The following is a 12436-nucleotide window of genomic DNA, read 5'->3' on the forward strand; positions in this document are numbered from 1 at the left end:
TTCCAGCCAACGTAGTTTAAATTCAATTATAAAAGCTAAATTTTTCTAATGCTGTGTACTTAAATCTAGACATTCAAAAATCCCTCCATGATTGTCAAATGAAATATCATAATTCATCTGACAGTCATGGAGGGATTATTACATTATGCCAAATCCAAGCATGATGATTAGTTTCTTAGTTAATGCTCAAAAATTACCAAACTTTTATCCCACGCTCACTTTTTACGTATCTTATTACTCAGGCTTGTTCATGTTCCATCTGCAACAGCTCGCGTGCGTGCTCTAAACTCAATTCAGTTAGGTCTACCCCAGCTAACATTTTAGCGATTTCATTAACCCGCCCCTCATCATCAAGAGCGGTTAAATTAGTCATCGTCCGTCCCTTAACCACTTTTTTAGCCACGTGCAACTGGTAGTCTGCCCGGGCAGCTACTTGTGGAAGGTGGGAAATACATAATACTTGCGAGTGATTTGAAATTTCATGAATTTTATCCGCAATTGCCTGAGCTACTCGACCACTGACTCCAGTGTCAACCTCGTCAAAAATAATGCTGGTAACCCCCTCATTACGAGCAAAAATAGTTTTCAAAGCTAACATGATCCGTGAAAGCTCCCCACCAGACGCAATTTTTGCCAATGGTTTCAAGTCTTCACCAGGATTGGGTTGGATTAAAAATTCAACGTCATCAAGTCCGTCGAGTTCCGGAACCTTTTTAGAATTGAACTGTACCTTAAACTGTGTTTTTTCCATGTACAATCCCGCCAACTGATCCCGAACTGCTTGTTCTAGTTTCAAAGCCATTTTCTGGCGCAAATTGGTTAACTGCGTACCTAATTGCTTGGTTTCTTGCAGACGTTTTTCCACTTCCACAGCCAAATCATCTAGATTTTGACCCGCCCCAGTCATTTCTGCCAATTCGTTTTCAATTCTCGATAAGTATTTCAGAATTTCAGTAATCGAATTGCCGTACTTCTTTTTTAACTGCCGGATTGTTTCTAACCGTTGTTCGACTTCATCCAGTTCAGCAGGGTTCCATTCCATCGAGTCAATCGCCGAGCGAACTCGATTAGTAACATCTTCTAAAGAATAGTAGGCATTTTGAACCTCATCGGCAATCTGCTCGTATTCTTCATCATAGTCAGCAATTCCTTGCATTTCTTGCATTACATTTCCAATTTGATCGGTTGCAGAAACTCCTTCTTCACTTTCCAAAACTTGAAAACTAGTTGCTAACGCATCTGAAATACTTTGAAAATTAACCAACTGATCACGCCGCTTTTCTAACTCTTCATCTTCACCTTCGATAAGGTTTGCAGCCTTAATTTCATCAACTTGAAACTGCAGCATATCTACCCGCTGATTCCATTCATGTTCATTTTTTAGACTTTGGTTTAAACGCCGGTTTAATTTAGTGTACGCCTTAAAAGCAGCTTGGTACCGTTGCTTGGTGTCGGCTACCGTAGCGTAATCAAACTGTTCTAACAAGCGTAAATGCTTATCGCTATCCATCAATTCTTGGTGTTCATTTTGTCCGTGAATATCAATTAAAGTTTGCCCAATCTTTTTTAGACTGTTCAAATTAACGATGGTTCCGTTAACTCGACAAACGCTACGCCCCGTCTTAAGTAATTCCCTAGTAATCACGAGGTCGTTAGTCGGTTCAATTCCTAATTCTTCTAAAACCGTCTTAGTATTGGCAATTTCAGCAATATCAAAAACGCCTTGCAAGACGGCCTTATCCGCGCCAGTTCGTACAAAGTCTACGGATCCGCGACCCCCAGCTAGCAATCCGACGGCATCAATGATAATCGATTTTCCGGCACCGGTTTCCCCAGTTAATACGGTCATCCCTTGCCGAAAACTAGCATCTAGTTTTTCGATAATTGCAAAATCCTTGATTGATAATTCCAATAACATGATAATCTCTCCTAGGTATAGGCTATCGCTTTGGTGATCCTTTTTCTTAACTGTATAGCGCGCTCATTGTCTTTGCAAACTACCAGCACTCCGTCATCATCAGCAATCACAGCAAACACAAAACTATAGTTAACTTGCTTCAAAGTTGCCGCAACGCTGGGACCGTTCCCGGGCTTTAAATCGATGTAAACTAATTGGTCTTGTGCCTTGATCGTAATTAAAGACGTCGCTAGTAAATTAAAGAAACGCTGTTCAATTTGTGAACTATCCGTCTTTGGTAACGCATAGCGAAGACGGCCATCCACCGTGGCGACCTTAACTAGCTGCAATTCCTTAATGTCACGAGAAATTGTTGCTTGGGTAACTTGAATTCCTTGCTTTTGCAGAATTTCAACAATATCTTCCTGGCGCCCAACCTGATGATTATTGATGATTTGTTTAATGAGGGCGTGTCGTTGATTTTTACGCATTATCTCACCTACGAATTTAAATTAGAATATGCTCGATCAATTACTTCATTAATATTTACCTTCGAACTAATGCTGCCTAATTCAGCATCCGTACTAGATAGCCATGCTAAGAACTCAATATTACCTTCGCCACCCTTGATTGGCGAATAATCTAGCCCCAATACGTCGAATCCTTCCGCATTAGCCATGGTCAAAACATTCTTAAGTACTTCTTCATGCACTTTACGATCCCGGACGATTCCATGTTTACCAACCTTTTCACGCCCTGCTTCGAATTGTGGCTTGATCAAGCTAACTACCGAGCCTCCAGTTCTTAAAATCTGTTTAAGGACCGGTAAAATTAGTTTTAAGGAAATGAAGGAAACGTCAATAGAGGCAAATTCTGGTTGACCGCTGGTAAAGTCTGCTAACTTACTATAGCGAAAATTAGTATTTTCCATCACTACTACTCGGGGGTCTTCCCGTAATTTCCAAACCAGCTGGTTAGTCCCCACATCAAGGGCATAACTTAATTTAGCACCATTTTGGAGCATTACATCGGTAAAACCGCCTGTAGAAGAGCCAATGTCTAAAACTACCAGTCCACTCACGTCAATGTCAAAAACATCTAGGGCCTTAGCAAGTTTTAAACCACCCCGGCTCACGTAGGGCATCGGTTTTCCCTTTAAGTGTAATTTAGTGTTCGGGTCAATTTTAACCCCTGGTTTATCCAACCGTTCTTCATTATCTCCTAGAATTTCACCAGCCATCACTGCTCGTTTGGCCTTTTCGCGGGTGTCAAATAACCCTTGCTTAACTAATAAAACATCTACTCGTTCTTTTGCCATTACCTTGTCTCCATTATTTTAAATACGCTAAAAAACCGCGAAGCAGTGAAACTTCGTAACCCCGTTCAACTAAGGGGATCAACGCCTCTTCGCATGCATTAAGAACCGTCGATAACCGTTCTTTTGCAGAATCCAGTCCTAATAAATTAACGTACGTGTTTTTATTTAGCGCTTGATCCTTACCAGCCGTTTTGCCTAGTTCCACACTACTTTCCGTTACGTCAATGATATCATCATGAATTTGGAAAGCTAAGCCAAAATTTTGTACAAACCGTAATATTGCCGTAGCCACCGTGGTTTCGCACTTAGCAATATGTAAAGCTGCTTTAGCTGGAAAAATCAACATTTGTCCCGTTTTTAATTCGTGCAATTTTTTTAATTGCTCAATTGTATAGCGTTGGTGATTGCCTTCAATGTCTTGTAGCTGCCCAGCAATCATCCCTTCTGGTCCCGCTGCCTGCGCCAAGTCACCAATCATCGTGGCTTTGACTTCAGCTGTAAACCCAGTCACTGCTAACCATTGAAAAGCAATCGTTAATAGGGCGTCCCCCGTCAAAATTGCTTCCGCTTCCCCGAATTGTTTATGACTAGTTGGACGGCCTCGCCGAAGATCATCATTGTCCATCGCCGGTAAATCGTCGTGAATCAACGAATAGGTGTGTACGGCTTCTAACGCGACGGCGACCGTTAGCACATCAGGATTGATGGGCTCTCCCAGCACCTCTAAAACGGCTAGTAATATTAACGGGCGGACGCGCTTGCCTCCAGCGTTGAACGAATACGCCATCATCCGCGCCAGCTGGGGTTGGTGTTTTTCAACCTTCTCCATCAGTTCTGCAAAATGATCGTTGATTAATGGTGTACTTCTTCGAACAAACTCGTTGAATTCTTTATTCATTAGTTTCATCTGTTTCTAAATCAAGATCACTTTCTTCACCATTGTCTTTCATCACTTTGGTAAGTGTCTTTTCAGCATTTTTCAGGGTATCTTGTAATTGTGAACTCAATTGAATTCCTTTTTGAAATTCACTCAATGCTTTTTCAAGAGGGATATCACCCTGTTCGAGGTTATTTACTACATCTTGTAATTCTTGTAAATTTTCTTCAAACGTTTTTTCTTTTTCCATTATTTTTCCTCGTTATTAATTGTTTTAATTATGGCATCAGCACTGCCGTCGCTAAAGTTCAACTTAATTGCGTCATTAACGGATAACTTTTCTACGGAATTAACCACTTGTTCGTCTTTAGTAACGTAAGTATATCCTCGACTCATAATCCGTAAGGGACTAAGGTTATCTAAAGCTGCAACTAATTTTTGCATTTGTGTTTGTGATTGAGTAAATCGCCTAGTAATTACGCTAAGCAATTGTTCCCGCAAATATCCCACCTTTTGCGTAGCTAAGTCAACCTGATTTTGCGGATTGTTTACTAACAAGCGGTGCTGTAATTTAACTAATTCTGCAGAGCGGTCAGCTAAATACTGTTTCTGTGCATTACGCAACCGCTCCGTTAATTGATCAACGTTTTGTACGTAGCCTTCATAAAGTCGTTGAGGTTCTTGAAAAATATACGAATTTTCTAATTGACGCGCTTGTTGTTGCTTAATTTTCAATATATTTTTGAAAGCGTTGATAACTCTTAGCTCCGTTTTTTGTAAATCTGTCAAAACATCCGTCAAAACTGGGGTCGCCAGTTCCGCCGCCGCAGTTGGGGTTGCCGCGCGAACGTCGGCAACTAAATCAGCAATCGTCGTGTCCGTTTCGTGTCCTACCGATGAAATTGTCGGGATTCGGCTTTCAAAAATTGCCCGTGCCACTACTTCTTCATTAAAGGGCCACAAATCTTCAATTGAACCTCCGCCCCGACCCAAAATGATGGTATCAAAATCGGGTAAAGTGTTAATAAATTTAATTTGGGCGGCAATATTAGGGGCAGCTTCGTTACCTTGCACTGCTACAGGAAAAAGCACTAGTTGTACAATCGGATAACGGCGCTTCACCGTAGTAATAATATCGCGAATTACCGCTCCCGAACGACTGGTCACTACCGCAATTTTTTTCGGAAATCGGGGAATTGCCTGTTTAGGGGCCTTAAATAAGCCTTCCTTATCTAGTTTAGCCTTCAACTGCTCGTAAGCTTGATATAAAGCGCCCACACCGTCCGGTTGCATTGAATCGACGTACAATTGATAACTGCCGTTTCCGGGATAGACGCTAATCCGACCGCTCACAATAACGCGCATTCCTTCTTCAGGTTGAAATTTAACCTTCGCAAACGCCGACTTAAACATAATTACATTAATTTTAGCCTGTTCGTCTTTAATACTAAAATATTGGTGGCCGTTAACGCGCAAACGGAAATTAGAAATTTCACCGACCACGTAAACCCGATGCAAATACGGATCAACGTCAAATTTTCGTTTGATATATTGAGTTAACGCCGAAACCGTTAAATATTGATCATTTGTCATTAAATACTCCACTTTGTCAAATCAATTGTTTGCCTCATTAGCATGGTAATGGTCATTGGACCAACCCCTTTCGGGACCGGGGTAATAAACGAAGCTTTTGGAGATACCTCCGCAAAATCAACATCACCAGTTAATTTGCCATTTTGATCCCGGTTCATCCCTACGTCGATTACTACGGCGCCATCCTTTACTTGGTTAGCTTTGATAAAGTGCGCAATCCCCGTAGCTACGACTAAAATATCGGCTTGCTTGGTTAGTTCGCTTAAATTTTTAGTATGACTATGTGCTACCGTTACCGTTGCGTTAGCGTTTAGTAACAATGCAGCCATTGGCTTACCGACGATCATGCTCCGTCCAATTACCACGGCTTTCTTACCTTCTGGATTAATGTTGTATTTATGCAGCATTTGCATAATTCCTCGGGGGGTACAAGCCACCGGAGTATGATCAGTTTTATTTTGTAAAAGCCGCCCCATATTCACCGGATGAAAACCGTCTGCATCTTTTCGCGGATCAATTGCTAACGTCACCTTAAATTCATCGATTTGTGGCGGCAGTGGCATCTGAACCAAAATTGCGTGAACCGAGGCATCGTGGTTTAAGCGGTCAATTTCTTTTAATAATGTTGCTTCCGTTACGCTACTTGGAAATTGGCAAACCGTCGATTGGATTCCAAGCTTTTCCGCCCGTCTTTTTTTATTACGAACGTAAATGTGGCTAGCTGGATCATCACCCACTAGTACCACTGCTAAATGCGGAACGATTCCCCGTTCCTTTAATTGCATAACTTCTGCCTTAGTCTGTAAGTCGATTTCAGCCGCTAAGGCTTTCCCATCAATGATTTGTCCCAAGCACAACGCCTCCAGTTTTGAATAATTACACACTTTAAATGATAACACATGACCTCATAAAATAATTTGTAAAATAAAAGAGTTACGAATGTCAGTTTCCATCCGTAACTCTACATAACCTAGTCTTTAGCAACGTTCGATAAAACACCGTTAATAAACTTACGTGCCTTTTCGTCCGTATACTTCTTAGCTAACTCAAGTGCTTCATTAATTGCTACGCTATTAGGCACTTCAGTATGTTTAATTTCATACGTACCAATTTGTAAAATCACCCGGTCAGGGTTTGCCAAACGATTTACCGTCCAACCAGCTTTAAGTTCTTTACCAATCGTTTCATTAATTGACGAAACGTTTTCTTGAACTCCAGTAACTAGATTGTCCAGAAACGGATCAGCAACGTCGGTTTCATGAAATTCTTCCAAAACTTGTTTTTTTAATTCTTCGGGATCCGCGTCCGGATTTACGCTCTGGGCAAAAATCATCTTAAAGGCGCTTTCCCGCATTTGATGTCGATTTAAACTCACTTTTGATCACCATTATTTTCTGAAAAAATATCGTTAGGGTCAATATCAGACGTGGTTTTGTCCGGAACCATTCCACTAACTACTACGTTAACTTCATCAATAACGATGCCGGTCATAAATAGTAGTTGTTGTTGAATCCGATCCTGAATCTTGGTGGCAACTTGGGGTACAGATACGCCAAAATCAAGCATCACATTGACCCTGATTACCAATCCGCGTTCATCTTCAATCAACTTAGTACCAGCGCCAACTGCGTCACGACCTAAAATGGTGTTAAAGCCCTTTGAGATATTGTTGCTAATCAAATGGACACCGTCAATTTGATCGACCGTAATCCCCGCAATGGATTCAACCACGTCAGGTGCAATCGCGATTCCGCCGCTTTTTGAACTGGAATCCTTCAATTCCAAGTATTTCGTATCTGCCATAACTATGCCTCCCAAAAAATTAAGCCCGTGAAATATAAGTTCCGTCTTGGGTGTTAATGTTGAGGGTATCTCCTTCGTTTACAAAGAAAGGTACTTGTACCACTAAACCTGTTTCCATCGTTGCTGGCTTTGAACCACCGCTTGCAGTATTACCCTTAATACTTGGCTCAGTCGATTCAACCTTCAAAGCAATGTTCTTTGGTAGTTCAACCCCTAAAGTTTCGGAACCAAAGAAGGAAATGCTTACTTCCATATTTTCAATTAAGTAGTTTTTCTCTTCTTCGAGACGTTCTTCTGGAATTTCAACTTGTTCATACGTATTGTTATCCATGAATACGTAGTTTGCCCCATCGTTATACAAGTATTGCATCTTGCGAGTTTCGATGTTAGCTTGTTCCATCTTTTCACCAGCACGGAAAGTCTTTTCTTGTACCGCGCCAGTTCTTAAGTTTTTCAACTTAGTCCGTACAAATGCACTACCTTTACCCGGCTTAACATGTTGAAATTCAACAATCCGCCAAATGTTATCTTCAACTTCGATAGTTAATCCATTATGAAAATCTGACGTTGAAATTGTGCTCATAAAAGATTCCTCCAATTATTATAAGTTCATAATATCAATCGCTCGTCTATTTAACAAGAAATTCATTAAAAAAGGCCGGAACAAGATGATTTGTCCCGACCTGAATTGCTTATCGCTTATTCAGCATCTGCTACTGGATATACAGAAACTTGACGCTTGTCGCGACCTTTACGTTCGAAACGAACGATTCCGTCTGCAAGTGCGAACAATGTATCATCGTTTCCGCGACCAACATTTACACCAGGGTAAATATGTGTTCCACGTTGACGATATAAAATCATACCAGCCTTAGCAGCTTGTCCGTCAGCACGCTTAGTTCCAAGGCGACGACCAGCTGAGTCACGACCATTGGATGTGGAACCTCCCCCTTTATGATGAGAGAAGAATTGTAAGTTCATTTCCATGGTAAATACACCTCCGAATGTAAGTTAATTCATTACTAAGTACTTGTCATAGGTTTTACTAATATCCCGTAATCCTAATTCAAAAGAAGCCAATAAGACTTGCGCCTTTTGTTCCGCTTCCCGATCCTTACTTTCGGGGACATTAACTGATAAAAATCCACCGTTATCATCATCTGAATCAACCAGTGGCATTACCGAGGCGATTTGTTCGATACTATTCACGGTATTAATAGCTAAAACAGAAACTGCGGCACAAACAATATCCTTGCCGTACTCACCAGCATCCGCGTGCCCGGTCAGCTTGAACCCGCTAATGCGGTCGGCTTCCCGATAAATCCATGCTTGTATCATCACTCTTCACCCTTCCAACTGACTAAGCGTTGATTGAATCAATCTTAACCTTTGTATATGGTTGACGATGACCCTTCTTAGTGTGTTGACCCTTCTTAGCCTTGTACTTGAAAGTAGTAATCTTCTTTTGCTTGCCTTGTTTTTCAACAGTACCTGCAACTGAAGCACCTTCAACGACTGGAGAACCAATCTTTGTTGATTCACCACCAACAAAAAGTACTTGATCAAATGTTACCTTTTCGCCTTCAGCAGCGTTTAGCTTCTCAACGTATACAGATTGTCCTTCTTCAACCTTGAGTTGCTTGCCACCAGTTTTAATAATTGCGTACACAACGTGCACCTCCTTATTCATCTCAGACTCGCCAAAGTAAGTGCCATGCTTAAAACTCACTCTGTGCGGTTGTAGCGTGGAGACCACACCAACATTAGTACTATACTTGATTATCGTTAATTAGTCAACGTTAAACCACAAAAAAATCAGTCAACTTTAAATTGTTTGCCTTGACACTTTCTTTGCTATCAAGGACTTGTTTTGCTGCGTTTGCCATGTAATGCGGCGTGTACATCATTCCTTTTTCCAACCAAACCTTGATCATTCCGACAATTCCGTTTACATAAAAGGAGCTCAATACTTCGAAGGGAAACCCGCCTAAATCAATTTCGTCATCGTAATAATCTGCGAACTTTTCAAACTCTTCCATTAAGCGTTTTTTTAACGTCTGGTTGAAACTAGGTAGTCGATCGCTTCCCATTACTACTGTGTAAGCTTGGTAATTTTCAGCTACGTGGTTAAAAATTTCAGTCAACGAAAGCACATTTGCCTGATGGGCGTTTTCGTGCTTCGTCTCTTCCACATAATCCGCGGAGTCCTTTAGGGATGGTTTTAGCAATTCTTGAATTAGGCTTTCCATAGTAAACTCAAGGAATTCTTTTTTGTCTGAAAAATGAGAGTAAAAAGCCCCCCGCGTGACCCCGGCTTCGTCACTAATTTGACGGACGTTAATGTCACTAACATCGTAAGTCTTTAATAACATTACAAACGCCTTTTCCAGTTTATTGATTGTTTTAATAATTCTTGGATCATTTTTCATAATTAAGCACCTCATAGAGTTCGCAAATTTAGTCATTCAAAAATTTGTACCGCCCTTAATATTCTATACCATACATTAATAGCGAACTTTTATCATCTACATGTTCATGATAGCTTACCAAACCCAACAAATGAACCGCTAACAGTCCAGTTTCCGTCTCCTTTTTTTCGCTTATTTTAAAAAAAGTGGCATAGTAGACAAACATCCCTCACCGAAGCGGTAACAAGTTAAGTTATTCCCGTAAACATAACAATAAATAATGGCGCCCTGTATTTTGGTTTTAAAAAAAGATGCTACATCGTTTAAAGCAAATTAATTGGTATACTTCGCACTAAATGGACCTGTCTTATAAAGATGTTTCTCGGTGATTAATTAATACCTTTTTCAACCTTGAGATTAAAAAAGCGCCTCTCAAAAACTTAAAATTCTTGAGAAGCACTTTTGATTTTTCACCTTCAATAGCATTAAAACGCAGGTTATCATCCCTTGGGTTTCAAACGATTCCCAAATTAGACAGTACGGTTACCTTAGCGTAGCCGCTAATTTTATTTATATTATAACCCAAAAGCAACCGATTTTCTTTTGCCTCGCTATGGCTTACCTCAGCACTTATTCGTTACCGCCAATCCGGTATAACTTCCGATCAGCCTGAGTATCTTTTAACATTTGTTTGTAAATTTTATTTTGTTCATCCTGATGTTTAGTAACCCCATGCGGGAGGAGTTTAATTGCTTTAAGCATGTTATTGCGGATTCGCTCGCTTAGATCATCGTCAAAACCACGCTGGTGGTCATAAGCATTTTTGACAATTCCCTTAACTCCGGTAGGCGTGTCACCTAATAGTTGCTTAAACTGCGCCCGATCCTGTTTATTAAGGTGCCGTTGCCCCTTTTTAATAAGGGTGTTCAAAGTTTTAATTACCTTCTGCTCTGATTCAGGATTCTCGGAATTAAATTTTTCTAAACCCTTTATTGAGTCTTCGATCATCGTCTTATCCGCCGAGATCTGTTTGTATTTTTCAGGTGTGACTACTACAGTCCCATAAACCTTGTTGTGTGTACAAGCTCCCAAAACGACCGTCACCATAATTAATGACAATAAAATTGCAAAAAATTTTTTCATCGTCCGTCACCCTCTAATGATTTCTTTTACCTAATGATAACGGATATTTAACTTTTATTAAAGTAATTTGCGCCCTTAACTGATTTTTAAAATAAAAAAAGCAACCACTATATTAGCAGTTGCTTCTTTACTAGAAGATAAAAGTCATCATCAAAATCCAGTTAAAAAACGGAAAAGCACTCAACCTTAATTGAAAGATTGAGTGCTTTTTCTTTGCTTGGTGAGCGTTTGGTGAGCGCTCCTTCTTCAAAAGCCTATATTACAGGGCTTCCAGCCAATATAAGTATGATTCGGGTGAGACTTGAACTCACGACCGTCCGCTTAGAAGGCGGATGCTCTATCCAGCTGAGCTACCGAACCGTACCTGTTTATTATATTTAAAAAATCCCAATGTGTCAATAAACTTTCGGGCCAGATAACCTAATCTATCCAAATTAAAAGGGCGCGAAGATTCATCAAGAATCCCCTCGCCCTACACATTATTTATCACTCGTCTCAAAAACATCCCAATAGTTATCTGGTGGAGTGTCCTTAGAACTTAACTTCCAGTGCGCAGATCCCTTATGAGTAGATTCAGGATGCTCTTTCAAACATTCGAAGCGGCGATGCTTTTCATCTTCAATAATGAAAACACGTCGAAACTCATCTTTTTTACTGACGATGGTGGCATTTTCGTGCTTAAAACCATAGATATCAGTATACGTCATTACATACATCGCTTCCTTATAAACGCAAAATTCGCCAAATGTACTTCGGCCTCACATTACCATTATTCCACAAACAGAGTCTTTAGTAAAATATCTTGCTTCTTTGAAGCACCTATACGTCTTAAACGTCGCTCCCAAATCATCAATAATTGTTTTCTTGACGCTGATAATTAATTTGGTTTTTCGCAAAATAAGCCTTTTCCAATTCCTCAGGAGTAAATCCTAAGCCTTGTATCCCAAATTTTATGAATAAGTGCCAAGCATGTTGAAAATCCGTCCCCCGATTATAAGAATACGTTGAAAACAGCATTTTCTTAATATTTAAATACATCAAAGAAAGGTCCAAATCACGCTGATCACTTTGATAATTTGCTAATTGCTCATCACCAATCACAATTAAATGGTTCCACTGGTTTAAATTAGCCATCAACAAAAAGAAATCAATGGCATCCACAAACTCGTTTAAAACGGTTTGATGAACTGATAATTCTCCGTCGCGCTTTCCGCGGTGAGTCTTCCAAACTTTAAACCATTCCGCAGCATTGGCGATTTCAGCCAATTCCACATCCAATGAAATATACGCTTCTTGGATTCGATCCGCCAAACTGTTTTGTAAATTATGCTTAATCCGAATGTCACGGTCAAGGTTAACCGAGGCCTGTAACATTTTTGCCCAATCCATCTTATTAA

17 protein-coding genes, 1 tRNA gene and 1 other annotated feature are annotated in these 12436 nt (G+C 40.3%); all 18 genes read right to left on the reverse strand.

Annotation, left to right across the window (positions count from 1 at the left end):
• Positions 1-238 precede the first annotated feature (238 nt).
• Positions 239-1918 (reverse strand): DNA repair protein RecN, encoded by a 1680-nt coding sequence (recN, locus tag I6H64_RS04505; RefSeq protein WP_005916611.1) that lies wholly within the window; start codon positions 1916-1918, stop codon positions 239-241.
• An 11-nt stretch (positions 1919-1929) separates the two neighbouring features.
• On the reverse strand, positions 1930-2388 hold the full coding sequence (locus tag I6H64_RS04510; protein WP_002831464.1) for an arginine repressor: 459 nt from the start codon (positions 2386-2388) through the stop codon (positions 1930-1932).
• An 8-nt stretch (positions 2389-2396) separates the two neighbouring features.
• Positions 2397-3215 carry a TlyA family RNA methyltransferase gene (locus I6H64_RS04515; RefSeq protein ID WP_008841385.1) on the reverse strand — a complete coding sequence of 273 codons (819 nt, stop codon included), beginning with the start codon at positions 3213-3215 and terminating at the stop codon, positions 2397-2399.
• 13 nt (positions 3216-3228) lie between these two features.
• Positions 3229-4113, reverse strand: a complete 885-nt coding sequence (locus tag I6H64_RS04520; protein ID WP_005916605.1) for a polyprenyl synthetase family protein — start codon at positions 4111-4113, stop codon at positions 3229-3231.
• Complete coding sequence (locus I6H64_RS04525) at positions 4106-4342, reverse strand: exodeoxyribonuclease VII small subunit (RefSeq protein ID WP_002831459.1); 237 nt, start codon at positions 4340-4342, stop codon at positions 4106-4108. The genes I6H64_RS04520 and I6H64_RS04525 overlap by 8 nt, the downstream gene beginning before the upstream one ends.
• The gene (gene xseA / locus I6H64_RS04530; protein ID WP_002831457.1) at positions 4342-5685 is read right to left on the reverse strand and encodes an exodeoxyribonuclease VII large subunit; all 1344 of its coding nucleotides are present in this window, start codon (positions 5683-5685) and stop codon (positions 4342-4344) included. The genes I6H64_RS04525 and xseA overlap by 1 nt, the downstream gene beginning before the upstream one ends.
• Positions 5685-6536: a bifunctional methylenetetrahydrofolate dehydrogenase/methenyltetrahydrofolate cyclohydrolase FolD gene (folD, locus tag I6H64_RS04535; RefSeq protein ID WP_005916602.1), complete on the reverse strand. Its 852-nt coding sequence runs from the start codon at positions 6534-6536 to the stop codon at positions 5685-5687. The genes xseA and folD overlap by 1 nt, the downstream gene beginning before the upstream one ends.
• 119 nt (positions 6537-6655) lie before the next feature.
• Complete coding sequence (nusB, locus tag I6H64_RS04540; protein ID WP_002831455.1) at positions 6656-7060, reverse strand: transcription antitermination factor NusB; 405 nt, start codon at positions 7058-7060, stop codon at positions 6656-6658.
• Positions 7057-7488 carry an Asp23/Gls24 family envelope stress response protein gene (locus I6H64_RS04545; protein WP_002831453.1) on the reverse strand — a complete coding sequence of 144 codons (432 nt, stop codon included), beginning with the start codon at positions 7486-7488 and terminating at the stop codon, positions 7057-7059. The genes nusB and I6H64_RS04545 overlap by 4 nt, the downstream gene beginning before the upstream one ends.
• A 19-nt stretch (positions 7489-7507) precedes the next feature.
• Positions 7508-8071, reverse strand: coding sequence for an elongation factor P (gene efp, locus I6H64_RS04550; protein WP_002831452.1), 564 nt, complete (start codon positions 8069-8071; stop codon positions 7508-7510).
• 116 nt (positions 8072-8187) lie between these two features.
• A complete protein-coding gene (gene rpmA, locus I6H64_RS04555) occupies positions 8188-8475 on the reverse strand; it encodes a 50S ribosomal protein L27 (protein WP_002831450.1) in 288 nt (95 codons plus the stop codon).
• A gap of 24 nt (positions 8476-8499) precedes the next feature.
• On the reverse strand, positions 8500-8826 hold the full coding sequence (locus I6H64_RS04560; protein ID WP_002831449.1) for a ribosomal-processing cysteine protease Prp: 327 nt from the start codon (positions 8824-8826) through the stop codon (positions 8500-8502).
• 22 nt (positions 8827-8848) lie between these two features.
• Positions 8849-9157, reverse strand: coding sequence for a 50S ribosomal protein L21 (gene rplU, locus I6H64_RS04565; protein WP_002831448.1), 309 nt, complete (start codon positions 9155-9157; stop codon positions 8849-8851).
• A gap of 14 nt (positions 9158-9171) precedes the next feature.
• Positions 9172-9238: a sequence feature (ribosomal protein L21 leader region), on the reverse strand.
• A 49-nt stretch (positions 9239-9287) separates the two neighbouring features.
• Positions 9288-9917, reverse strand: coding sequence for a TetR/AcrR family transcriptional regulator (locus I6H64_RS04570; protein WP_002831447.1), 630 nt, complete (start codon positions 9915-9917; stop codon positions 9288-9290).
• Between the two features lie 609 nt (positions 9918-10526).
• Positions 10527-11039, reverse strand: a complete 513-nt coding sequence (locus I6H64_RS04575; RefSeq protein WP_002831445.1) for a hypothetical protein — start codon at positions 11037-11039, stop codon at positions 10527-10529.
• A 286-nt stretch (positions 11040-11325) separates the two neighbouring features.
• Positions 11326-11399 (reverse strand) — tRNA-Arg (locus tag I6H64_RS04580).
• Between the two features lie 119 nt (positions 11400-11518).
• Positions 11519-11746, reverse strand: coding sequence for a hypothetical protein (locus I6H64_RS04585; protein ID WP_002831444.1), 228 nt, complete (start codon positions 11744-11746; stop codon positions 11519-11521).
• A gap of 142 nt (positions 11747-11888) precedes the next feature.
• Complete coding sequence (locus tag I6H64_RS04590) at positions 11889-12428, reverse strand: dUTP diphosphatase (RefSeq protein WP_002831443.1); 540 nt, start codon at positions 12426-12428, stop codon at positions 11889-11891.
• Between the last annotated feature and the right edge of the window lie 8 nt (positions 12429-12436).

This window comes from Pediococcus acidilactici (assembly GCF_016127815.1).
GTDB lineage: Bacteria > Bacillota > Bacilli > Lactobacillales > Lactobacillaceae > Pediococcus > Pediococcus acidilactici.